Annotated in this window: 20 protein-coding genes and 1 riboswitch; of the genes, 5 read left to right on the plus strand and 15 right to left on the minus strand. The window is 36.8% G+C overall.

Going from position 1 to position 23,273, the window contains the following annotated elements; genetic code table 11:
• Positions 1-843: 843 nt before the first annotated feature.
• From SC428_RS16360 to speA, 3 genes are all read right to left on the minus strand, one after another.
• Entirely contained in the window at positions 844-1,623 is a 780-nt protein-coding gene (locus tag SC428_RS16360) for an acetoin reductase (protein WP_070925245.1), read from the minus strand.
• A gap of 427 nt (positions 1,624-2,050) precedes the next feature.
• On the minus strand, positions 2,051-2,971 hold the full coding sequence (gene speB, locus SC428_RS16365; protein ID WP_283125642.1) for an agmatinase: 921 nt from the start codon (positions 2,969-2,971) through the stop codon (positions 2,051-2,053).
• Positions 2,972-3,082: 111 nt separating this feature from the next.
• The gene (gene speA, locus SC428_RS16370; RefSeq protein ID WP_318708868.1) at positions 3,083-4,987 is read right to left on the minus strand and encodes a biosynthetic arginine decarboxylase; all 1,905 of its coding nucleotides are present in this window, start codon (positions 4,985-4,987) and stop codon (positions 3,083-3,085) included.
• A gap of 690 nt (positions 4,988-5,677) precedes the next feature.
• Here speA and metK point away from each other — a divergent pair.
• Positions 5,678-6,832, plus strand: coding sequence for a methionine adenosyltransferase (gene metK, locus SC428_RS16375; protein WP_070925244.1), 1,155 nt, complete (start codon positions 5,678-5,680; stop codon positions 6,830-6,832).
• 216 nt (positions 6,833-7,048) lie between these two features.
• Positions 7,049-7,804, plus strand: coding sequence for a tetratricopeptide repeat protein (locus SC428_RS16380; RefSeq protein WP_070925243.1), 756 nt, complete (start codon positions 7,049-7,051; stop codon positions 7,802-7,804).
• Between the two features lie 256 nt (positions 7,805-8,060).
• Here SC428_RS16380 and SC428_RS16385 read toward each other — a convergent pair whose 3' ends face one another.
• The 5 genes from SC428_RS16385 to SC428_RS16405 form a co-directional block, all read right to left on the minus strand.
• Entirely contained in the window at positions 8,061-8,975 is a 915-nt protein-coding gene (locus SC428_RS16385) for a LysR family transcriptional regulator (protein ID WP_070925242.1), read from the minus strand.
• A gap of 280 nt (positions 8,976-9,255) precedes the next feature.
• Complete coding sequence (locus tag SC428_RS16390) at positions 9,256-10,962, minus strand: glycosyl hydrolase family 18 protein (protein WP_318708871.1); 1,707 nt, start codon at positions 10,960-10,962, stop codon at positions 9,256-9,258.
• A gap of 475 nt (positions 10,963-11,437) precedes the next feature.
• Positions 11,438-11,845: a DUF6691 family protein gene (locus SC428_RS16395; protein WP_070925241.1), complete on the minus strand. Its 408-nt coding sequence runs from the start codon at positions 11,843-11,845 to the stop codon at positions 11,438-11,440.
• 4 nt (positions 11,846-11,849) lie between these two features.
• Positions 11,850-12,287 (minus strand): YeeE/YedE family protein, encoded by a 438-nt coding sequence (locus SC428_RS16400; RefSeq protein ID WP_070925240.1) that lies wholly within the window; start codon positions 12,285-12,287, stop codon positions 11,850-11,852.
• Positions 12,288-12,289: 2 nt separating this feature from the next.
• Positions 12,290-12,616, minus strand: a complete 327-nt coding sequence (locus SC428_RS16405; RefSeq protein WP_070925239.1) for an ArsR/SmtB family transcription factor — start codon at positions 12,614-12,616, stop codon at positions 12,290-12,292.
• Between the two features lie 104 nt (positions 12,617-12,720).
• Between SC428_RS16405 and SC428_RS16410 the strand changes: the two genes are divergently transcribed.
• The gene (locus SC428_RS16410; RefSeq protein ID WP_070925238.1) at positions 12,721-13,254 is read left to right on the plus strand and encodes a SprT family zinc-dependent metalloprotease; all 534 of its coding nucleotides are present in this window, start codon (positions 12,721-12,723) and stop codon (positions 13,252-13,254) included.
• 35 nt (positions 13,255-13,289) lie between these two features.
• Here the strand turns inward: SC428_RS16410 and SC428_RS16415 are convergent, their stop codons facing one another.
• Positions 13,290-14,306, minus strand: coding sequence for a magnesium transporter (locus SC428_RS16415; RefSeq protein WP_233445652.1), 1,017 nt, complete (start codon positions 14,304-14,306; stop codon positions 13,290-13,292).
• Between the two features lie 128 nt (positions 14,307-14,434).
• Positions 14,435-14,611, minus strand: a riboswitch (M-box (ykoK) riboswitch).
• A gap of 586 nt (positions 14,612-15,197) precedes the next feature.
• Between SC428_RS16415 and SC428_RS16420 the strand changes: the two genes are divergently transcribed.
• Positions 15,198-15,434 carry a HEAT repeat domain-containing protein gene (locus SC428_RS16420; protein WP_070925236.1) on the plus strand — a complete coding sequence of 79 codons (237 nt, stop codon included), beginning with the start codon at positions 15,198-15,200 and terminating at the stop codon, positions 15,432-15,434.
• A 159-nt stretch (positions 15,435-15,593) separates the two neighbouring features.
• Here the strand turns inward: SC428_RS16420 and hcr are convergent, their stop codons facing one another.
• Both hcr and hcp read right to left on the minus strand, forming a co-directional pair.
• Positions 15,594-16,598 (minus strand): NADH oxidoreductase, encoded by a 1,005-nt coding sequence (gene hcr, locus SC428_RS16425; protein WP_070925235.1) that lies wholly within the window; start codon positions 16,596-16,598, stop codon positions 15,594-15,596.
• Positions 16,599-16,661: 63 nt separating this feature from the next.
• Positions 16,662-18,314 (minus strand): hydroxylamine reductase, encoded by a 1,653-nt coding sequence (gene hcp, locus SC428_RS16430; protein ID WP_140186059.1) that lies wholly within the window; start codon positions 18,312-18,314, stop codon positions 16,662-16,664.
• Positions 18,315-18,634: 320 nt separating this feature from the next.
• Here hcp and SC428_RS16435 point away from each other — a divergent pair, with 320 nt between their 5' ends.
• Positions 18,635-19,729 carry a porin gene (locus SC428_RS16435; RefSeq protein WP_070925233.1) on the plus strand — a complete coding sequence of 365 codons (1,095 nt, stop codon included), beginning with the start codon at positions 18,635-18,637 and terminating at the stop codon, positions 19,727-19,729.
• Between the two features lie 55 nt (positions 19,730-19,784).
• Here SC428_RS16435 and SC428_RS16440 read toward each other — a convergent pair whose 3' ends face one another.
• From SC428_RS16440 to SC428_RS16455, 4 genes are read right to left on the minus strand one after another with little or no spacing between them, the layout of a single operon-like run.
• Complete coding sequence (locus SC428_RS16440; protein WP_140182821.1) at positions 19,785-20,210, minus strand: NUDIX domain-containing protein; 426 nt, start codon at positions 20,208-20,210, stop codon at positions 19,785-19,787.
• Positions 20,211-20,224: 14 nt separating this feature from the next.
• Positions 20,225-21,484 carry an adenylosuccinate synthetase gene (locus SC428_RS16445; protein ID WP_070925232.1) on the minus strand — a complete coding sequence of 420 codons (1,260 nt, stop codon included), beginning with the start codon at positions 21,482-21,484 and terminating at the stop codon, positions 20,225-20,227.
• Positions 21,485-21,496: 12 nt separating this feature from the next.
• Positions 21,497-22,150: an HAD family hydrolase gene (locus SC428_RS16450; RefSeq protein WP_318708881.1), complete on the minus strand. Its 654-nt coding sequence runs from the start codon at positions 22,148-22,150 to the stop codon at positions 21,497-21,499.
• Positions 22,151-22,160: 10 nt separating this feature from the next.
• The gene (locus SC428_RS16455; RefSeq protein ID WP_318708883.1) at positions 22,161-23,255 is read right to left on the minus strand and encodes a phosphoribosyltransferase; all 1,095 of its coding nucleotides are present in this window, start codon (positions 23,253-23,255) and stop codon (positions 22,161-22,163) included.
• Between the last annotated feature and the right edge of the window lie 18 nt (positions 23,256-23,273).

The following is a 23,273-nucleotide window of genomic DNA, read 5'->3' on the forward strand; positions in this document are numbered from 1 at the left end:
AAGCCTTAATTAGGCTAAACCATATATGCATCATTGAATATATTATTTATTAATGTATTACCAAAAGAATTTTAACAGAGTTAAGTTTAGGTTAGATTATTTATAATGAATGTTTATTTAAAATAGTTTGTAATGTGGCTAATCCATTAATCAATAACTATAAAACAAAACTATTATGTAGAAAGTTAATATTAAATATTTCAATACAATTAACAGCGAAATAAAATCTATATTTATTTAATCTCTCATCCATTCTTATATATCAATAATTAGTCACATGCATAAACAGGTGACGAATATGAACAGTTCCTATTAATAAGGCTACAACTCAGAGGTTTGACGAGCGGTGCGCTATATAATTCGAGCTGTAACAAGGCGACAAGTCAGCGAATCACTAGGTGCATACATAAGTATGTGACTAATGTGAGCGAACGCCATCAGCAAAGCTACAGCTCAAAAGTTTGACGAGCGGTGCGCTATATAATTCGAGCTGTAACAAGGCGACAAGTCAGCGAATCGCTAGTCACACATATAAATAGTAACTCGCGTAAGTGAATGCAATCAACAAAGTTACAACTCGGGGATTGACGAGCGGTGCTCTATATAATTCGAGCTGTAACGAGGCGACAAGTAAGCGAATCGCTAGGAGCATACATAAGTATGTGACTAGTGTGAGCGAACGCCATCAGCAAAGCTACAGCTCAAAAGTTTGACGAGCGGTGCGCTATATAATTCGAGCTGTAACAAGGCGACAAGTCAGCGAATCGCTAGGAGCATACATAAGTATGTGACTAGTGTGAGCGAACGCAGTCAACAAAGTTACAGGTCGAAGTATGACGAGCATTAGCGATAGACGATACCGCCATCAGTTAATATAGACTGACCGGTAATATAATCAGAATCATCACTCGCTAAAAAGGCGACTAGGCCTGCTACATCTTCTGGTGTTTGTGCTCGGCCTAATGCTATTCCTTCTACATATTTTTTATAGGTTTCACCTTTTGGAGCACCTGTAATTTCAGCGAAGCGTTCATCAATTTCTACCCACATGTCTGTTCCTACTATACCTGGGCAGTATGAGTTAACGGTGATACCTGAACTGGCATATTCTTTTGCCGCGGCTTGAGTTAGTGCGCGTACAGCAAATTTCGTTGCTGAGTAAACCCCTAGCATGGCAAAACCATCATGCCCTGCAATGGAGGAGGCGTTAATAATTTTACCTTTATGTTTACGTTGCTGGAATTTTTCACTAGCGGCTTGAATACCCCACATCACACCATCAACGTTAATTTTGAAGATAAGATCCATATCTTCTTGACGAACATCTGCGATCGGTTTTACTTGTGCGATCCCCGCATTATTAATCATGACATCAAAGCCACCTAACTCGGCCTCTGCATGTGCAACAGCAGCGAAAACCTCTTCACGTTTACTGACATCCGCTGCAAATGTGGTCGCTTTACGGCCTAGTGCTTCAATCTCTTTAGCTACATCGACCAGTTTATCTTTTTTCAGATCAACCAGTGCGATATCAGCACCTTCTTTTGCTAGACGTAATGCGATACCACGCCCAATACCTTGTGCTGCACCAGTAACTAAAATGACTTTATTATTCAGTGCCATAAGTATTCTCCCATTGAAAGCCGTTAAAATGAATGACTCAAACTAATAATTACGTTAGCAAGATTAACAACAAGTTACAAAGTAATGATAATAGGCTGTTATTAGAGAATATAATAATAGATTGCACTATGTTTGAGTGAGAATCACTTACATTTGCGATATGAATAACTTTAAAAAGCAAAATACTAGTTAATTAGAGGTAGATTTACACAATAAGAAGTATGGCAAAAAATGCTATTTGTCTATATTTGCTTAATAAATCTTCTATAACTCCAAATAATTTGAGATGCAGATAGGCAACAAGTGAAGATAGGAAAGGAGTATCAATACATTATGTGGCTCAGCTCGCTGAAGGTAGGCAATGCTGATGCAGCTTGAGCGAGTTAAAATTTAGGCTGCCTAGATGACAGCCTAATATTAAGACACCTTATTTTTTAGATGCTTGCAAATAAAGCATCTCTAGTGCTATCGATGCTGCGGCTAAAGCCGTAATTTCTGATTGGTCGTAAGCAGGTGCAACTTCAACAACATCCATACCAACGATATTTAACGGCTGTAAGCCACGCAGTAATTTTAATGCACGGTCAGAAGTTAAACCACCAACTACAGGTGTACCTGTTCCTGGGGCAAAAGCAGGATCTAAACAATCAATATCAAAAGTTAAGTAGACAGGCATATCACCCACAATTGATTTAATTTGTTCAATCATATCATCAACACTGCGATCGTTTACCTGTGCCGCATCTAACACAGTGAAACCATTATCGCTATCATGTTCAGTACGAATACCGATTTGTACTGAATGGTTAGGGTCAATCAACCCCTCTTTTGGTGCATGATAGAACATGGTGCCATGATCATATTGGCTACCATTACCATAAGTGTCTGTATGTGCATCAAAGTGGACTAGCGCCATCTTGCCAAAGTGTTTTGCGTGAGCACGTAATAACGGTAATGTCACAAAGTGGTCACCACCAAACGATAAACAACGTTTACCTGACGCTAGCAGTTTCTCAGTATGCGCCTGTAATTTGTCACACATATCCTGAGCATCACCGAAAGCAAATACCACATCACCACAATCCACGACATTTAAACGTTCTGTTAGTTTAAAATTCCATGGCCAGCGATGACTTTCCCACGCTAAGTTAGTTGATACTTGACGGATAGCAGCAGGACCATGTCGGCTCCCCGCTCGCCCTGAAGTCGCCATATCAAATGGAACACCAGTGATCACCCATTCAGCATCTGAGCTATAAGGCTGAAAATTTAATGGAAAACGTAAAAAACCAAATGCGTTAGAAACCAATGAATTATCAGTCTGGTTCCCTAATGTACTATTGATCATCACTTCTACCTCTACCTGTATTTGCATTTGCCAAATACATTGATTTATTAGGTTTTATTCACAGGATACCCTGTGATTGATTTAAAAAATCTAATGGCGATTTATCGCAAATTACTCGTCTTCTAAATAAGTATAGCCATAAAGGCCTGCTTCAAATTCTTCAACAAAATCTTTTTGCAGCTGTTCGCTTAAACCAGTCCCTTTCACTTGCTCAGTAAAGCTTTCTAACAAGACTTCAGGAACTAATTTTACATATTGCAGCATATCCGCGACTGAATCGCCTTCTTCACTTTGCAAATAACGAAGGTTGCCTTGGCTATCAACCCATACATCGATTGCTGCGGTGTCACCAAACAAATTGTGCATATTACCTAAAATTTCCTGATAAGCACCAATCATAAAGAAGCCAATCATTGGCGGATTTTCAGGGTCATAAGCAGGCATTGGCATGGTAGTTTCAACACCATCACCATCAACATAGTGATCAATAATGCCATCTGAATCGCATGTGATATCCAACAGTACCGCACGACGGTCTAGCGGCTTATCTAAACCTTCAATAGGTAACACAGGGAAGACTTGATCAATCCCCCATGCATCGGGTAACGATTGGAATAACGAAAAGTTTACATAAAACTTATCGGCCATACGCTCTTGTAGCTCATCAATTATTGGGCGATGCGCTCGATTGCTTGGATCCAAATCTTGCTGAATACGACGACAAATATTTAAATAAAGTTCTTCTGCCCATGCGCGCTGGGTTAAATCCAATACGCCATGAGCGTACTGTGTATGCGCTTCTTGTAAGTCAAACTGGCTATCATGAAGCCATTCACGTAATGAGCGGCTATTGCCTTGGTGCTGCATCGACTCCCATGTTTCCCATAAAGAAATCAATGAACGTGGTGCATCTTCATCAGGTGGAGATGTTTTAGTAAATTCATTACGCTCTACCCCAATCACATTAGATACCAATACGGTATGATGTGCGGTTAATGCACGGCCAGACTCAGTGATCACCGTTGGGTGAGGTAAATCAAACTCCTCACACGCATCACCTATCGCCCAAATGACATTATTAGCATATTCGTTTAACCCGTAATTGACAGAGCAATCAGACTGGGAACGAGTACCTTCGTAGTCAACGCCGAGGCCACCACCAACATCAAAGCATTGAATTTGTACACCAAGACGATGCAATTCAACGTAAAAACGTGCTGATTCACGAACCCCTGTCGCAATATCACGAATATTCGCCATTTGTGATCCTAGGTGGAAATGCAATAATTGCAAACTCTCTAAACGACCTGCATCACGTAATATTTCAACTAACTGTAGTACTTGCGTTGCCGCTAGCCCAAATTTAGATTTTTCTCCGCCACTAGCTTGCCACTTACCTGAACCTTGTGATGCTAAACGTGCTCGAACACCTAAGCGAGGTGTAACATTCAAGCTCTCCGCTTCCTTCAGCACCATTTCAATTTCAGACATTTTCTCGATAACCAGATAAACTTTGTGTCCGAGTTTTTCGCCAATTAATGCTAAACGGATATACTCGCGATCTTTATAACCATTACAAACAATCACTGTGCGAGTACGACCTGCGTTAGCGAGAACTGCCATCAATTCGGCTTTTGAACCCGCTTCTAACCCAAGAGGTTCACCTGAATTAACTAATGACTCAATGACACGTCGTTGCTGATTAACCTTAATAGGATATACCAGAAAATAGTCACCCTTATAACCGTATGATTCACGCGCACGCTTAAAGGCCGCATTAATGGAACGCAAACGATGCTGTAAGATTTGTGGGAAGCAGAACAACGCGGGTAAACGCAGATGTTCCTGTTCCTCTTGTACTTGATAGACAAGTTCAGCAAGATCGATGGATGTTTCTGGGTTATCAGGATTAGGGCAAACACAGACATTTCCGCGCTCATTCACCTGATAGTAACCACCGCCCCAATATGCGATGTTGTACGTCTGGCGCATTTTACGAGCGATATTATCATTCATAACAAACTCCTAATATGGAGGGGTGAGTGACGCTTTCTCCGGCCAGATAGAACCCCGTCATATGACGTGGTGACACTGGGCAGTTATGTCGGGGAAACAGCTATTACTCGGATTAATTAAAGTGCTTAGAACATCTAAACGGTGACAAATACGACCATTAGGCTGGCAGTTTACCTACTGATAGCCAAAGGTGTACTGAGAAAGTGACGGTAACTTCGTGAAGAAGTAAAGAAGGACAGGAAAGTAAAAGCCAAAAACACACGGCGATCCGCATATAGCTGTTGGTTACTGTTATTCAGTAGATTATGGATCATCACCCATTAACCCCCAATATAACTGTTTAATCTTCATCAATAGTGAAAAAGATAAACACTCCTGATAGATAGCAGGCAATTTATATACCTACTCGTATATAACGGAATATATCTAACTAACCATTACGGTCGCTGTTTATACATTGATTGAGCAGAAATTGCAAAACGTTATTGCTTTGTTCGAAATAAAATTAAGCAAGAAACTTTTTTTTTCGTTTGTATTTTCTAAAAACTACTCATTTTTTCAAATAGTAACAGTTAGTGCCTGCTGTTTTTTAATAAAAACAGGTGGCACTTTCCATGTTAAGCGATTAAAATAGACGTCTAGATGTTAAAACATCCAATTACAATCTGCGAATTCTAAGGTATTAATTTCATGGCGACACATCTCTTTACTTCTGAGTCTGTATCAGAGGGGCATCCAGATAAAATTGCCGATCAAATCTCTGATGCGGTTCTTGATGCAATTCTTGAACAAGATCCAAAAGCTCGCGTTGCTTGCGAGACTTATGTTAAAACAGGTATGGTGATGGTAGGGGGAGAAATCACCACCAGTGCTTGGGTTGATATAGAAGAAATTACACGTAAAACTGTTCGTGAAATTGGTTACACCAGTTCAGATATGGGCTTTGATGCAAATTCGTGTGCCGTTTTAAGTGCAATTGGTAAACAGTCACCTGATATAAATCAAGGGGTTGACCGCGCAGATCCTTTAGAACAAGGTGCTGGTGACCAAGGTATTATGTTTGGTTATGCGACTAATGAAACAGATGTTCTCATGCCTGCGCCGATTACTTTTGCACACCGTTTAGTACAGCGCCAAGCTGAAGTCCGTAAAAATGGCACATTGCCGTGGTTGCGCCCTGATGCAAAAAGCCAAGTCACTTTTCAATATGATGACAATAAAATTGTCGGTATTGATGCCGTTGTTTTATCGACCCAACATTCTGAAGACATTAAACAACAAGATTTGCATGAAGCCGTTATGGAAGAGATTATCAAACCTGTGCTTCCAACAGAATGGCTAGCTCCAACAACCAAATATTTTATTAACCCAACTGGACGTTTTGTTATCGGTGGCCCTATGGGTGACTGTGGTCTAACTGGCCGTAAAATCATTGTTGATACCTATGGCGGCATGGCTCGTCATGGTGGTGGGGCATTCTCAGGTAAAGATCCGTCTAAAGTTGACCGTTCAGCAGCTTATGCAGCACGTTATGTTGCTAAAAATATTGTTGCTGCGGGCTTAGCTGATCGTTGTGAAATTCAAGTTTCTTATGCTATTGGTGTGGCAGAACCAACCTCAATCATGGTAGAAACATTTGGTACAGGCAAAATCCCTGAAGCCCAGTTAGTACTACTTGTTCGTGAGTTCTTTGATTTACGCCCATATGGCTTAATTCAAATGTTGGATTTACTCCATCCAATTTATCAGCAAACAGCATCATATGGTCACTTTGGTCGTTCACAATTCCCATGGGAAAAAACTGATAAAGCCGAAATCTTACGTAATGCAGCTGGTTTAAAGTAACCATAAATAAAAAGTTCGAGGTGTAGCTAAACGATCCGCTAAAAGTATAACTGGCATAGCATACCTCAACGCAGAACGCTGCAATTAGAAGTATCATGAACTCACATAGACCCTACAATAATGTAGGGTTTATTTTTCAGGTAATTCTTGTTGTTAGCAAAGCGAGTTATGTCATTATAACCTGCTAACAGTTAACCCCCATTTATAGAGGCCACTATGCCAATTATTGGTGCCCTACTCTATTTTATTCCTGCTATTTATTTTGCTGTACATGTTGTCAAAACACATCAAAATTCATACTGGTTATTTATTTTATTTGTATTCCCTATTTTAGGTTCTATTGTCTACGCTTTAGTTATTTGGTTACCTTCTATTCGCTACTCTCGCCATGGCTATAAACTAGAAAACACCATCAGAAAACAGTTGTTTTCGGGTAAAGATCTCAGTGAAGCGAATCGTCAATATCAGCTAAGTCCAACAACAGAGAACTGTGTTGCACTTGCTGAAATACTAGCAGATCAACAAAAATACCAAGAAGCCGCCAAATATTATGTCGAATCGTTGCAAGGAATAAATCAATACTCTCCAGATATTATGCAAAAATATGCTCAAGTGCTGTTTGATCTAGGCGATTATCAAAATTGCCGTGACACACTTGATTTACTTTGTGAGAAGAACCCTAATTTCACGTCTCCAACAGGCCATTTTTTATATGCGAAAGTATTGGCTAAGTTAGGTCTAATTGAAGAAGCCAATCAAGAATTTCGTGCATTGCTACAATATAAAGAACGCATTGAATACAAAGCTATTTATGCCGAGTTTTTATTCGAAAATCAACGTCAAAATGAAGCAATGCCTCTCATTGATGAAGTCATCAAAGAGTATAATCTTTTACCAAAATCAGCAAAAAGCTATAATAAACAATGGTATCAATTAGCATTGAAAATAAAAAATAATAAAAGGCTTGAATAAACGTCTTAACACCTGAAATCTATGCTCTAAAGAATTTAAATTACATATCAGCGACCAGCGAATAAACCGCTAGTAGCATAAGCCACAATATAATGAGTGGCGAGTGAAAAAACTCACTATGCTTTAACGAAAAACGCTGCAACTTGAAGTAAAACGAGCTATAAGTTAATCCTAGTGGCATTAGCCCTCTGCCACTAGGATTTCTAAAACAATAAGACCGACCTAATAACATGAAAGCCAATAAATATCTTTACTATTATGCTGTTGATAGGTTTTCGGTAAAACTAGATGCATCAATTTTTTTTATCAGCCTTTCTTTCCACCAAGAAAAATGCCCCCCTTTACTTGCCGGGTGCCAAGCAAGCCAAATAAATTGATCATCTTTTGGTATTTCTACTGGAACTATCACTAGCTCTTGCTTTTTTAATTCATTCTTTATATGAGATGGACAGATAAAACCATAACCAATACCTCTCTTAATCAAGATTAATTTACTTTCTAAATCACAGACTAATATTTGTTTTTGTAGTATTAATTCCTTTTCTCTATTAAATGACAATTCATGGCTACTATCTGCAATTTCCACATGAATATCATTTAGTAATTGCTCTCGTGTTATCACTTTATTTTTAGAGGCAAAGGGGTGTGATGGTGAAACACAGAGAGCAAAACTAAGTTTGCCAAGTAATTGCATTTTTGCTTTTACATTTTCAGGTACATTACCAAGCGCAATAATAAAATCAGCTCTATTTTCTTTTAATGCGTCCCATGCACCTGTCATCGCTTCTCGTTGTATAGATATATGAATATTTCCACTAGTATTAATATAATCGCGGATATCTTGTACAAAAATATCTAGTGGCAAAAATTTTTCAACCACAATGCGAATTTGATTGTCAAGTGTTGGAATATTTCTAACTCTATTTTCTAGATCTTGAACTGCATTCAATATCCAAGCCCCCTCTTGCAATAAAAATTCACCTTCTTTTGTTAATCGAATTATTGGGCCGTTGCGATGAAACAACTTAACTTTCAATCGGCTTTCTATATTCAATACTTGATAAGAAATTGCCGATGGAGTTTTATGCAACACATCCGCCGCTGTTGAAAAAGAACCTGTTTTTTTGATAGTATTTATTATATTAATTGCATCCACGGATAATCTAGTCATATAAGCTCCGATTAATTTAAAATAGCTAATACAATGATTTCAGCGCATGAATATTAGATAACTACATATATAGAACTATCATAATATTAATAATAAAAAATCTAGAAACATCCTAATCTAATTACTTAATAAGTATAAGTAATTTAAATTGATTTGTAATTAATAAATAAAAGCAAAATAAAAATATTGACCAAATAAAATAATAGAACATATATATTTAAATACTTTTTTGTTAAATATAGGGGAATGTATCCCCTATATAGATTATGATAATCATTCATCATTTTAAGGTATTGCCTAAGCTCGAGTTCATACTATTAAGGATATCACCATTATCGGCATCAATTTCCCATGAAAATAATCCGCCTAGTTTATTATCTAAAACATATTTACCTTTCGCCTTAACAGAACGTTCATCATCAAAAGTAATTAAATCACCTGTTGATGCTTTAAATACATACGGTGTTTCCGCTACCGTATCGTAGTTATACGTCCACAAACCAGTCATATATTGGTTTTTTATTTGCCGATAATCGACAACACCATTTTCCCATGTACCAGCGACTGGCCCAGTTGCTTTCCCTGTAAATGGATTATCACCCACATAGCTATTAACCCCTGTCCACCCTCTACCATACATTGCCGCCCCTACAACAATTTTTTGTGGCGCGACACCTTGAGCTAACAAAGCATTTACCCCATTTACTGTCGTGTATTCAGTATCAGGTCTCCAACTAGATGCATTAAGTGCTGTATGGTAACCAAGCGTATTTAAATCAAATGCGCCATAAAAGTCATAGCTCATCATAAATAAATGATCGACTGATTTTTGTACTGTACCAAAGTCCACTTTATCTATTTTGACTTTAGCTGCACTAATTGCCGAAGTTAATTCGTACTCACGCCCTGTTTCTTTTTCCAACCCATCTAGCATCGCGCGAAGTTCTTGCATTAATAATAAATAAGTTTCGCCATCTTTATCTGATGCTAATACAGTACTAGCGCCATTTGCGCCAGGATATTCCCAATCTATATCAACACCATCAAAGAATTTCCATGTCAGCAAAAATTCTTTTACCGAATCTACAAAAATATCACGCTTAGTTTTATCTTTCATCGCATAGAATGGATCAGATAATGTCCATCCACCAATTGAAGGAAGTACTTTTAAATCAGGATAGGCTTTTTTCAAGGCCATTAACTGACCAAAATTTCCTTGGTAAGGTGAAGTTGTACCCGTTTGTGGCTTATTAAACGCAGCCCACTGGTCATGAATACTTACTTTATAATCAGCTCTACCCAGGCATGATGTCTGCAATGTTTCAAAACTATTCTCAATTTGTTTTAAACTATCATTAATACCATGACCACCACATATGGGAATAAAGCCATAAAGAATATGGGTTAAATTTTGTGCCGGTATTTTGTCTACTGGGAATCCTCGTAAATATACCCCCCATTCTACAAAATATGCCGCAATAACTTTTCCAGAACTTTGTGTATAAGCCTTATTATTTTCTAATAAAGGCGTTTTAAGCATCGCTATTTCAGTTGACTTCAAATGGATACCATCAGTATCTTTAACAATAAGTTCTTTCGGATCACTAAGAGTACATTCATCTCCGTTACAAAAAGCAACTGTGACTTGATATATTCCTCCCTTGGTCACCTCAACTGCTGTGGTACCATACCCTCCCATGGTAGGAATACTTTGAACTAACTCGTCATTAAAATAAATTTTAACGGTTGTTCCAAAATCACCATTCCAGTTAGTCACGGCCCATTCAATTGGAATACTTACTACGGTTTTTCTCTTGATCGCCGCTTCATAATTTGTTGCGGCTGATATATCAACGAAAGCATAGTTTGTATGATTCCAATTTGAGTAAGGATCTACAACAGGTTTTACAGGAAAAGCAGCATAAGCATATTGACTTGCTAAATAACTCACAACAGCAATCGATAATAATTTATTTAACGTAACCATTTCTTTCTCCTTAAATTAGAGAAAACAAGTTATTATGTCTTTTATTTTTCTTTCATTCGTGTCTAGTATCAACATCATTTGTTTGATACGGCATAAACATTAGAGGCTCAGCTGTATGACTGTAAATGAGAGAAAATGGTATAGCAGCTAATAGTGAAGAGTCTAAAGAATGTAATAAGACGGAATTTTGAAATCGATTTTTCATCATTCACCTCTTTTATTGGTTAAGATAAAAATATCCACATCAGTTTTATTAAATCCACGTTCTACTGACCACTAATATTATTATCAATTTTAGAGGTGCTCTTTATGAATAAATCGATGCAATAAATTAAATATTTATCATGATAAATATTTTTTTTACTAAGGATGAGTAACTTTATATGTAATGTATCTTTATGTGACATCTTTTTATTCTAATAATTTATATTTTAAATCATTAGAATAAAAAGCCCTAATATAAAAGGGCTCACTTTTATTTTTTTAACATCTGAAAAATGGACATACCTGCTATCATAGCTAAGGTAAAAATAATTCCCTCCGTTACCCCCATCCCTGTCAACAATAATGCAGGCCCAGGACAAATCCCCGCGATCCCCCAGCCTAACCCAAATAATACGCTACCAATTATCAAGGGCTTATCGATTTTTGTATTCTGTGGGATTTGTATAGGACAATTGAGCACACTCATTTTACGTTTTTTAGCTATCGCAAAAGCAATAGCACTGACTACCATTGCTACTGCCATTGTCACAAGTAAAGAAGGATCCCAATTTCCTGTAATATCTAAGAAACCAAGAATTTTAGCAGGATTTCCCATACCGGCTAAAAGTAGCCCAAGGCCAAATAACAAACCTGATATCAATGCAACGATAATAGGCATCTATTTATCCTCTTAATCCAAATGTATTAACAATCGCAACTGTCGCAAATGCAACAATCATAAAAGTCATCACTGCCACAATTGAGCGGCGAGAAAACCTAGCCATACCACAAATACCATGTCCACTAGTACAGCCGCTGCCTAAGCGTGTCCCAAATCCCACTAATAATCCTGCAATAATGATGAAAGGTGTACTCGTCGAAATAATGACTTCTGGCGCATAGAAAAAGAAACTAAAGATAGCTGGTGCAACCATAATTCCCACAATAAATGCCACCTTCCATGCGGTATCCCCCACAATAGGTTTTAATACGCCTCCTAAAATACCGCTAATACCCGCTATTCTGCCATTTAAAAGCAATAAAGTTGAAACAGCCAATCCAATTAATAAACCACCGATGGCTGCTGACCATGGAGTGAAATTAGCCCAATCAATAGACATGATTATTTACCCTCTTTCGGACAATAAAGTGTGTAGAGTGTGTTCAGTAAAATAAACAGTTTTTCATCGGCGATTGCGTAGTAAATACGTTTACCTTCACGCCGCGTTACTACAAGACCTTCATTTCGTAGCACGGTCAATTGTTGAGATAATGTAGGTTGTTGTATTCCTAGTGATACCTCAAGATCACTCACGCACGCCTCTCCTTGCGTCAATTGGCATAACAAAAGTAAACGATCCGAATTACCTAATGTTTTTAAAAGCGTTGAAGTTTGTGTTGCCGCTAATTTCATTGCGTCCAGTAGTTCACTTGAAAGTGGCTTTGTCATTATGTCTTCTCATTATCAATATCATAAATTATAATATATGTTTTGATATAATGAGTGTCAATAACACTTGTTTACCTGCCATCGCTTGTATTAAGCTTAGTTGTATGAAAACACTTCGTGTCCCCATCAATCTACAGCAAAAAGTTATGCGCACTTTGCGAGCAAAACTTATGTTAGCTCAGCAAAAACTCGAACAACATATTCCAGAACCCATAATTAACTATAAACAACGCGGAACAACCGCTGGTAGTGCCTATTTAAAAGAATGGGAGATCCGCTTAAATGCCGTACTGCTTTTAGAGAATGGTGAGAATTTTATCGATGAGGTGATCCCCCATGAGCTGGCACATTTATTAGTTTATCGTGTGTATGGGCGGCAAGGTATTGCACCGCACGGTTCGGAATGGAAGTGGATGATGGAACATGTGCTTGAAGTGCCTGCAAGCCGGACCCATTGCTTTGAGGTTACGTCGGTAAAGAGCCGTACTTTTCATTATCATTGTGCCTGCCCTATTACACACGAATTAACCGTGAGAAGGCATAACAAAGTTGTTCGAGGGGAAAGTCAGTATTTGTGCCGAAAATGTGGTGAGATATTAAAACAAGGAGCAAATAGAGCTGCGACAGATATTAAATAGATTGGATCTATCGCAGCCAAAATCAACTGATAAGCTTAGGCAAACTCTGTCATCACCAATTTAGCAATTTCAAAGTAAATAATTAGACCTGTACCATCGATAAAAGTGGCAATAAAAGGTGCCGATACTACAGCGGGATCCACTTTTAGCTTCTTCAATACCATTGGAATAATTGAAGAAACAATGGCGCTCCACATGGTAATTGCGATAATCGTCAAACTCACCACAATTGTTACTTCAGCACCAACACCAAGTATCCATGCCCTTATTAAAGCTGCCGCACCAATTGTAATGGCGACTAAAAAAGATGTCGAAACTTCTTTTTTCAGCACAGCACCGACATTACGTAAGCTCACTTCGCCCAATGCCATGGCTCTAACAAGTGTAGATGTAATTTGTGTACCGCTGTTGCCGCCTGTTCCAATCAATAATGGAATAAAGAAAGCCAGTGAGATAGCCGCTTCTAGTTGTTCTTCAAACGCTTTTAATACTGTCCCTGTATACGCCTCAGCGACGAATAACATGAGCAACCAAACCACTCGTTTACGCCACAATGTGACAGGGCTGGTTGATAAATAAGGTTCTTCAAGTGGCGTTGTAGCACCTTGAAGCTGTGCATCCAACGTATTCTCATCTTCAATCAATTCAGCAATATCTTGAGGACGCAATACCCCCATCAATTTACCAAACTGCACAACAGGGATCATATCCAAACCACTGTGATTGATCAGGTCATAAACATCATGACGTGATTGTTCTGGAGCAACGGAAAAGTAATTATGTCTCATAATATCAGAGACATGCAAACCTTCATCTGCCGCTAACAGCGATTTAACGGAAAGTATACCATTTAGATAATTATCCTGATCAACAACAAATAAAAATGTTGGAATTTGTTCACCATCAAGATGTTCAATCAAACTTTTTTTTACACAAGCAACTGAATCTGCAATAGAAACAGGTAAATACGACTGACTCATGTAAGCGCTTACTGTTGAGTCATCAATTTTCGGTTGCTGTGAATTGTTGTTTTTTAGGCGTGCGCCTTTCATTGCGGACTGAGCAATTGCTACAGTTCCCGCTTTATTCTGGGAAGTGAATGTCATTTTTTTAGTCCCTAGTTACTGTTGGTTACTCAAACAGTACTCACATAGGGGCGAAACCAGATGAGAGAATGCGATGGCTATCTCCACGTCTCGGTTTTAGCACTATACAACGTATCTCATTATAAAATAATGAGAAGTTACATGGGGATATACCTTCGTTCGATATATCCTGTCCTGATCTTGGGCGTCTCTCGACGTCGTCAGATCAGCAACCTGTGTTTGTATAGGAGCCTCGCCTAACGAGATACTGCACTTTTAATGCGTCGCGAATTATAACCATTGAGATGTTAATTACCACCCCAAAAAAAGGGTTAATATCGAATAGCCATTATTCTGTTTAGGATTTGTTTAAGTTGATGTATAACAACAATTCCCACCGAAACAAAATGTAATAAAATATGAATTTATATTTCAAAAAGATTAGTACTGTCTATAATTAACTCATACTAAACAGCTTTTTGGAGTTGTAGCACTATCCCGTTATAAAATAAGATAAAGGCGCAATTGCATTTAACCATTACGATGATTAATTGAAAAGTAATATTGTATATATTAATTTGTATTATTATATATTTTAAAATAATCTTATTTTATAGTATAAAAACCCTAATTAAGGGTTAATTAAGTCATGTACCTATAATTACTTTATTTATAAGGATGTCGCCTTAGAATAATTTAAGTAAGCGAATGCACTTAAGTATTTATTAAACTCGAAAAACAACCACTTTCAGTTACACTTCAAAATAAAATAATAAAAACATATATTAATTTAGTCTTTAATATATTTTATTTTACATTAGAATAGTGTTAAGTTAATTAAAGAGTGAAGATTTGATTATGGACAAGACTATTGTCGGCATGCTGACAAACCTGACATTTAGGGGTAATGACGAGATAAAAATCGCTGCAATATCAGCTTTAGGTGATTATAAGGCGACAATTGAGTATGAAGAAGCCATCGTGCGTATTATTAATCTATGTCAGGACCCAAATAAAGAGATTGCAGTCTCAGCGATCAATACATTAAGTAAATTATCTATTTACTTTATGCATGATGGTAGTTATTTCAAGTAAAGATGCCTAATATTTAAAAAATTAGTCTGTTTATCACATTCTAATTCAATATTTTTCAATACGTTTATTTAATTAGGCATTAATACATAGACTACTGTCTCATTAATTCTATACAGAATGAGACAGTCCATATATTTTTAGTGATACTAAAAAAATACCCTAGGCTATTTCTGTATCACCTTGTAGTTGGCAGCTGCATGCTAATACATAACCATTTGCTATTTCTTCAGCCGTTAATGTCATAGTGCTACTTGTTATATAATTACCAGATAAAACTCTGGTTTTACAACTACCACAAACCCCCGCACGACAAGCTGCAATAACTGGTTGTTTATTTTGCTCTAAAGCAGAGAGTAAAGATGTACCAACTGGTACCTTAAAATTCATCAAACGGTGACGTATTTTTAAACTTAAGGTATCTTCACTTTCAATTGGTTCTGGATCTAACGAAAAACGTTCCATAAAAAAATGTTCAGCAGGAACGCCAAGATTTTTCGCAAATTGCTGGGCATTCTTCATATAAGGTGTTGGCCCGCATGTCATCACGACTCTAGAGCGAATATCAGGCACTAAAGCAAACAGTTTTTCTTGTGTTAAACGCCCTTCTGCAATTCCACCATGGTCAGGGTGTTCAGCCATAGTACACAATTGTAATCTCGGAGAATATAAATTAACTAGTTGTTGCCACTCATCAGCAAAAATAACTTGCTGCTGATCACGCACATTAAATAGAACTTTTACATCCGCTTGAGGACGATTTGCCATTAACCAACGTACCATTGACATAATGGGGGTTACTCCACATCCAGCCGCTAGCATCAAATATTGGTTACTGTTAATTTCTGCACAAGTAAACTCCCCTTGTGCATCCGAAAGCCACAAATAATCTCCTGGTTTAACTGAATTCGTTAACCAACATGAACCAACCCCATGATCCAACCGCCTAACGGTGATAGTAATAAAGCGACTTTGGCCTGGAGTAGAAGATATTGTGTAAGCACGCATTATTTCATCACTGTTTTTAATGCTTACTAATGCATACTGCCCAGGCGAATAAGTGTAAAAATCGTGATTGATTAAGTTAATCGTCCATACATCAGATGTTTCTTGATGAATAGAATGAATTTGCATTCTATTAGGACATAAGCTGCTTGGCATTGTCATCTTATCACTCCACTTGGTAGGGGGAATTATCATTCCCCCCTCTTTCATATTACTTTTTAAAAATTACGCAGGTAGGATTTCAGCTAAATCTTGTTCAACCGTTGTTATACTACGCATACCAAATTTCTCATTTAGTACATTCAAAAGATTTTCAGTTAAAAATCCAGGCGCAGTTGGTCCGGTATAAATATTTTTAACACCTAATGCCAAGAGCGTTAATAAGATAACAATTGCTTTTTGTTCAAACCAAGACAAGATCAAGCTAAGAGGTAGATCATTTACGCCACATCCCAATTTTTCCGCAAGATTAACTGCAAGCATAATTGCTGAGTAAGCATCATTGCATTGCCCAACATCGAGTAAACGCGGTAAACCTTCTAGTGTGCCGAAATCTAATTTATTGAATCGATATTTACCACAAGCTAATGTCATAATTAAACAGTCATTTGGCACACTGCGAGCAAAATCAGTATAATAACTACGCTCACCACGACTACCATCGCAGCCACCCACTAAAAATACATGGCGTAATTTTTTCTGTGCAACTAAATCAATAACGGTATCAGCCGCACTTAATAATGTTTGACGGCCAAAACCAACTGTAATTTTGTGCTCTATTTCAGTGTATGGGAAACCATTCATCGATAACGCTTGAGCAATCATTTCAGAGAAATTATCTCCAGTTAAATGTTTTGCTCCAGGCCATCCAACAATACTGCGCGTCCAAATGCGATCTTTGTATTGCCCAACATCAGGATCAATAATGCAGTTTGATGTCATGAGTACAGGACCTGGGAATTTAGCAAACTCTACTTGCTGATTTTGCCAGCCACTACCGTAGTTCCCAACAAGATGAGAGTATTTTTTAAGTTCAGGGTAACCATGCGCTGGTAGCATTTCACCATGTGTATAGATATTGATCCCTGTACCTTCAGTTTGTTCTAGCAACATTTTCAGGTCTTTTAAATCATGACCTGAAATAAGGATACATTTGCCCGCGACAGGACGTACATTAACTTCTGTTGGGATCGGATGTCCAAACTCACCTGTTTCACCAGCATCCAGTATTTCCATCACTTTAAAGTTCATCATGCCAATGGCCATTGCGTTATCAAGCAGCTCATTCATATCAGCGGGTAACGTACCTAGCCATGCCATTATTTGATGATATTGTGCATAAATTTCATTGTTGTATTGTCCTAAAACATGAGCATGCTCCATATAAGCAGCAGCCCCTTTCAGACCATATAAACACAGCATGCGTAAGCCATGGATATCGTCACCAACACGCGCTTTATCAATATCTAATGCAAATTCTTCAGCTTGCTTTTGTAACGTTGCAATATCATTACTGTTTAACTGAAGATTAATTAACGGGTGATTGAAGACAATTGCACTATTTTTTGCTTGGCACTGCTTAATTAATTTGTCTCGCAGATATATCGCTTCTCTTGCATAACCAATAATACGTTCTGAATCAAAGTTAACATTGGTTAATGTTGAAAAAAATGCACGTGGAGCAAAACTATCTACATCATGATCGATAATGCCTAACTCGCGCGCTACCACTGCGCTAGCAGATAAACTTTGCAATACCGCAACTAATAGATCTTGCAAGTCAGACGTTTCAGCCGTTTTACCGCACATACCCTGCGCGTATGCACAGCCATTGCCAGCTGGAGTTCTAATTGTTTGTTCACATTGCACACAGTACATGTTTGTTGCCTCATAAGTTGCATTTTAAATACAACATTAAGATTAAACCTTTTTGACTAATAAGGAAGTGCGATTACAGACTATCTGAAGATTTATTGATCTAAATTAAGATTTAAATTTAATGAGAATCATTCACAGTTATCCATCTAATAAAGCAAGAAAAATTACTTTTATTATTCTGTAGTTAAAAATATCGATGTCATCGTCATCAAATTAACACTTGCACATTTTGATTTACTCAATTGATAATACCTTTACGTAACTTATTTAAGTGCGAAAAATACCATTTATTCAGTTAATCATTTTAAGGATTTATTATCATGAAGCGAAATATCCTTGCAGTTACAATCCCTGTATTAATAGCTTTTAGCACAGCAAATGCAGCCGAAGTGTATAATAAAGATGGGAACAAGTTTGATGTGTATGGACAAATTGATGTTCGACATTATCTTGCAGATGCTAAAAGTGGTGAAGATGGTGATGATTCAAGAGTGCGCCTTGGCTTTAAAGGTGATACACAGATTACTGATCAACTAATCGGCTTTGGCCGCTTTGAATGGGAAACCCCTACTAACAAATCAGAGAGTGATAACGAAACACAAAATCGTTTAGCCTATGCCGGTTTAAAGTTTGCCGATTATGGTTCACTTGATTATGGTCGTAACTACGGTGTGATCTACGATACCAATGCTTGGACCGATGTATTACCGCTTTGGGGCGCTGATACTATGGATCAAGAAGATACATTTATGATGGGGCGAAACCGTAATTTATTAACTTATCGCAATAACAATGCGTTTGGTTATATTGATGGGCTCAGTTTTGCATTACAGTATCAAGGAAAAAATGGCGATCAAAATAAATCAGCTAGCGACAGTGCACTAGATAATAATGGCGATGGTTATGGTTTTTCAACAGCCTATGAGCTAGGTTGGGGTATTTCGATCGGTGGCGGTTATTCAAATTCATCTCGTACACCAAGTCAAAATAACTCAGCAACAGGCGCTACAGGTAAACGAGCTGAAGCATGGAATATTGGCAGTAAATTAGAACTTGATGACATCTATTTAGCGGCAATGTATGGACAAACTTTAAATACAACTCGCTTTGGTGATGATGAGCATGAAACCACTGCGAATAAAACAGAAAACCTTGAATTAGTTGCGCTATATACATTTGATTTTGGTTTAACGCCATCTATTGGCTATAACCAATCTAAAGGCAAAAACTTAGGTCGCTACGGTAGTAATGACTTAGTTAAATATATTGCTGTCGGTGCAGCTTATGATTTTAATAAAAATATGTCCGCAGTTGTTGATTATAAAATTAATTTACTAAAAGACAATGAGTTTACTCGTGATTATGGCATCAATACAGATAATGTGTTGGGACTAGGTTTGATTTATCAATTCTAAAATAACTTATACGTTCACCTCATTGTGAAGACATGATGAGGTGATATTAATTTACTTATGAACGACAGAACATCATAATAGGATTATTAAATTTAATTTTTTGATCTTGCGATAGTGGAATTAGCCAAGATAAATTTGAAATAATATTTATAGGTAGTTGATATACAGAGTGTAAACTCACAATTTCTTTTTCAACTGTCTTTACCTGATTAAATTTTTCACTGTAGGTATAAAACATATATACACGATAATTATTTGAATTAGTTAAAATCAAAAAACATTGCCAGTCTGATAATTTCGTTATTACACCTGTTTCCTCAAAGAATTCTCGGACTATAGCATGATTAGCACTTTCTTCAGCTTCAATTTTTCCTCCCACGCCATTAAATTTTCCTTTTTGCCATTCTGGTTTATTTTTGTTGATCAGTACTACCTGTGAACCATCAGGGGAGTACATAAAACCTGTTACATAACTGATCATGGGACCCTCTTTGTTTAGCTACAAATAATCGTTTTTTCTCTATCTGCACCATATGAAATATAACGAATTTTTTTATTTGTTTGTTCTTCAATAAAAGATAAAAAAATCTCTAATGATTTTGGGAGTTGTGACCTATTTTGATAACATTCATTTAGAGGAGGCCAACCTGAAAATTTACGGTATATTGGTATAGCCTCAGCCAGATCTAATAGAGCTTCATCACATGAAACTGATTGGCCCTCAACCATATAATCTATTGCAATATAAACTTCATCAAAGCCTGCCAATACATCCACATTTGTTATTGCGAGTTCCGTAACGCCATTAAGCTCGATCGCTTGTTTAATTAAATTTAAATCTAACCAACCACATCGCCGCGGACGCTTGGAAACTGTGCCGTATTCATTTCCTTTTTCACGAAGTGTCTCTGCAATTTCATTATTCAATTCGGTCGGGAATGGCCCATTACCCACTCTTATCATATACGCTTTCATAACGCCTAAAATATGAATAGGTGAACTTGGGATCCCTATGACTGAAAAACAGCTTTGCACTAAGGTTTGATAGGCAACAGTATAAGGATAAGAGCCAAATGCATTATCTAAAAATGTTGCTTGAGAGGTTTCAAGTAGTACATCTTCATTTCGATTAATTAGCTGACGAATTTTCTTATCTGTAAAAGACAGGTAAGGTTTTATATATTGGCATTGTTCATGCAGCACATCTAACGTTGCTTCAAAACTTAGCGCAACCTCACCATTAAAGACATATTTAATTTGCTTCTCACGTAACTGCCACAAAAAAGCTAATTTATCTCTTAAACGATCTTTATCAAGGGCATCACAGAGCCTAATCCCGTGACGGTTAGCTTTGTCTTCAAAACAAGCGCCTATACCGACCCCGACCGAGCCTATTTTTCGTTTGCCTTTAAAATATTCAGATGCATGATTTAATGAGGCATGTATAGGCAATACAATATGACATCGATAGTCAATACAAATAGAAACATCTTGATAATTTGCTTTAAAGCGTTCTATTTCATCTATTAAAATTTCAGGGCTAATAAGTGCACCTTGGCAAACAAATAAGTTACGTTGATGCAAAGTAGCTGGTAACTGAGAAAATGACAGACGCTTATTTTTAACTTGAACACTGTGCCCTGCATTTGCACCCCCATTAAACCTAACAATATTATTCATTTTTGCAGAAAGGTAATCAACAAATTTGCCTTTCCCTTCATCTCCAAATTGTAATCCTATGACAGCATGTAGCATACCTCCTCCTATTTAAGTAATTCTTTCAGCTAAAATAGCAGCTTCGACTAATGAATTAACAACATATGCCCCCGTTTCTAATAATTTTTCCTCGCTATGAGTTCCTCCAGTATAAAGAATCGATTTTGCTCCAGCATCAAATGCCGATAATGCATCATCGGTAGAATCACCAATCACAACACAATCACTAGGTGAAATATTTAATTTTTCAATGTGTGATGCTAATTGTTTTGACTTACCAAACTTTAAAAGTTGTGAGCTTCGCCCGTGAATTAAATTGAAATATTTACCTACTTGAGTATTACATACACTTAAATCAAGATCGTCTTGTTCCATTAATGAACAAACTGATTGAGTCAGATTTTTTAATTGCTGATACTGTAAAGCTTTAATAGCATCCTTACACAGTTTCGCTTTTCTAACCTCTGGTTTATAATAATAATTAAAAATATTCCCAATTTTTTTCCATTCAATTTTTGTTGGAGTACGACCTAATACATTATGATAAAATTTCTGAATGGGAACTGAGTAATGTTGCCTATATTCATTTAACGTCAATGGCTTAATATCTAAGCTAATAAACACTTGATTAGCTGCAAATAGAGAAATATTAACATCATCTAAAAGAGTTCCATTCCAATCCCATATAATATGTGTTTTTTTCATAGTTCCTCTTTTATTTTGGATCCTCAATAAATAAACTAAACCTATTAAATAGTGCTAAAAGTCTTTTTTCCTCTGGAAATATTTTATACAATATTGATATCATTTTTAATGAATAATTAGCCCAATCTTCTGTTGTAACGCCACATACTTCCAATGCATTTTTTTCTTTATCTTTTAATAGATTAAGCAACTCAAAATGCCTAAAACACCATGGTGTTAACTCCGTCATAAAATTTAGCTCAAATATCTGATCTTGGTGTTTATACACCTTACACCTAAAAAATTTCTCCCAATGTAATTCTGTCGCATATGTTGATATAGAACAGTCTGTTATTGCATGTAAATATTGTTTAGCTTTATTTAAGGTTGCCCCACTACCACAATTATCATCTATCAATAATATATTCCCTTTATCCAACCAATTTTTATATAGCGGTATTGATTCACCAATATTTCTCTCATCATAATAAGAGATTTTTATGATACTAAGAGGCTTATTTAAATAACAACTTGCTATCGCTGCGCAACTAATCCCACCCAATGCAATACCGACAATATAATCATACTGTTTTTTTAGATAACTAACTGATGATAAGGAAATAAAATGATTGTCTGCTTCAATTTGTTCCCGTGGAAATTTTAACCCTAAGTTAGGATCAATCGAAATCCCCTCTAACTCATCGGTATATTTAGGTAAAGGCTTTCCTTGAAAGAAACAGATAATTGTATAAGCACACCAATTAATTGCTCTGATATAATTAAATAAAATACTTTCAAAACTATCATAAGCTCCTATAATAAAATCAGCTAAACGAACCAATTTAGAGAAAACATGATCTACAATCACATACTTTATAATTTTTTCCGCAGCCATATAAGGAACCATCAAATATTTATTTTTTAAAACTTTTATTTGATGGATCATTTGGTTGCAATTTAAATTCTCGTAATAACTTTGCCCTCGACTATTTAGCATACCATTATTATAATGAAATAATTCAGGAGAATATCTATATGCTTTATAAAATAGGCTATTATCCACAGGATAATATAATGCACCTAGCAAGCTTATATTCTCCATTTTAATAGAAAATATTTTTCCCATAAATGCACTCTTAATCAA

The sequence above is a fragment of the Providencia sp. 2023EL-00965 genome (genome assembly GCF_033550225.1).
Lineage (GTDB): Bacteria > Pseudomonadota > Gammaproteobacteria > Enterobacterales > Enterobacteriaceae > Providencia > Providencia manganoxydans.

Excerpts from the sequence above, each read along its gene's own strand:
- speB (WP_283125642.1), bottom strand. The coding sequence starts at position 2,971 with ATGATCAATAGTACATTAGGGAACCAGACTGATAATTCATTGGTTTCT.
- hcp (WP_140186059.1), bottom strand. The coding sequence starts at position 18,314 with ATGTACTGTGTGCAATGTGAACAAACAATTAGAACTCCAGCTGGCAAT.
- SC428_RS16450 (WP_318708881.1), bottom strand. The coding sequence starts at position 22,150 with ATGAAAAAAACACATATTATATGGGATTGGAATGGAACTCTTTTAGAT.
- SC428_RS16415 (WP_233445652.1), bottom strand. The coding sequence starts at position 14,306 with ATGAAAGGCGCACGCCTAAAAAACAACAATTCACAGCAACCGAAAATT.
- hcr (WP_070925235.1), bottom strand. The coding sequence starts at position 16,598 with ATGACAATGCCAAGCAGCTTATGTCCTAATAGAATGCAAATTCATTCT.
- SC428_RS16395 (WP_070925241.1), bottom strand. The coding sequence starts at position 11,845 with ATGCCTATTATCGTTGCATTGATATCAGGTTTGTTATTTGGCCTTGGG.
- SC428_RS16420 (WP_070925236.1), top strand. The coding sequence starts at position 15,198 with ATGGACAAGACTATTGTCGGCATGCTGACAAACCTGACATTTAGGGGT.
- SC428_RS16405 (WP_070925239.1), bottom strand. The coding sequence starts at position 12,616 with ATGACAAAGCCACTTTCAAGTGAACTACTGGACGCAATGAAATTAGCG.
- SC428_RS16455 (WP_318708883.1), bottom strand. The coding sequence starts at position 23,255 with ATGGGAAAAATATTTTCTATTAAAATGGAGAATATAAGCTTGCTAGGT.
- metK (WP_070925244.1), top strand. The coding sequence starts at position 5,678 with ATGGCGACACATCTCTTTACTTCTGAGTCTGTATCAGAGGGGCATCCA.
- SC428_RS16410 (WP_070925238.1), top strand. The coding sequence starts at position 12,721 with ATGAAAACACTTCGTGTCCCCATCAATCTACAGCAAAAAGTTATGCGC.
- SC428_RS16445 (WP_070925232.1), bottom strand. The coding sequence starts at position 21,484 with ATGCTACATGCTGTCATAGGATTACAATTTGGAGATGAAGGGAAAGGC.
- SC428_RS16390 (WP_318708871.1), bottom strand. The coding sequence starts at position 10,962 with ATGGTTACGTTAAATAAATTATTATCGATTGCTGTTGTGAGTTATTTA.
- SC428_RS16435 (WP_070925233.1), top strand. The coding sequence starts at position 18,635 with ATGAAGCGAAATATCCTTGCAGTTACAATCCCTGTATTAATAGCTTTT.
- SC428_RS16440 (WP_140182821.1), bottom strand. The coding sequence starts at position 20,210 with ATGATCAGTTATGTAACAGGTTTTATGTACTCCCCTGATGGTTCACAG.
- SC428_RS16385 (WP_070925242.1), bottom strand. The coding sequence starts at position 8,975 with ATGACTAGATTATCCGTGGATGCAATTAATATAATAAATACTATCAAA.
- SC428_RS16400 (WP_070925240.1), bottom strand. The coding sequence starts at position 12,287 with ATGTCTATTGATTGGGCTAATTTCACTCCATGGTCAGCAGCCATCGGT.
- SC428_RS16360 (WP_070925245.1), bottom strand. The coding sequence starts at position 1,623 with ATGGCACTGAATAATAAAGTCATTTTAGTTACTGGTGCAGCACAAGGT.
- SC428_RS16380 (WP_070925243.1), top strand. The coding sequence starts at position 7,049 with ATGCCAATTATTGGTGCCCTACTCTATTTTATTCCTGCTATTTATTTT.
- speA (WP_318708868.1), bottom strand. The coding sequence starts at position 4,987 with ATGAATGATAATATCGCTCGTAAAATGCGCCAGACGTACAACATCGCA.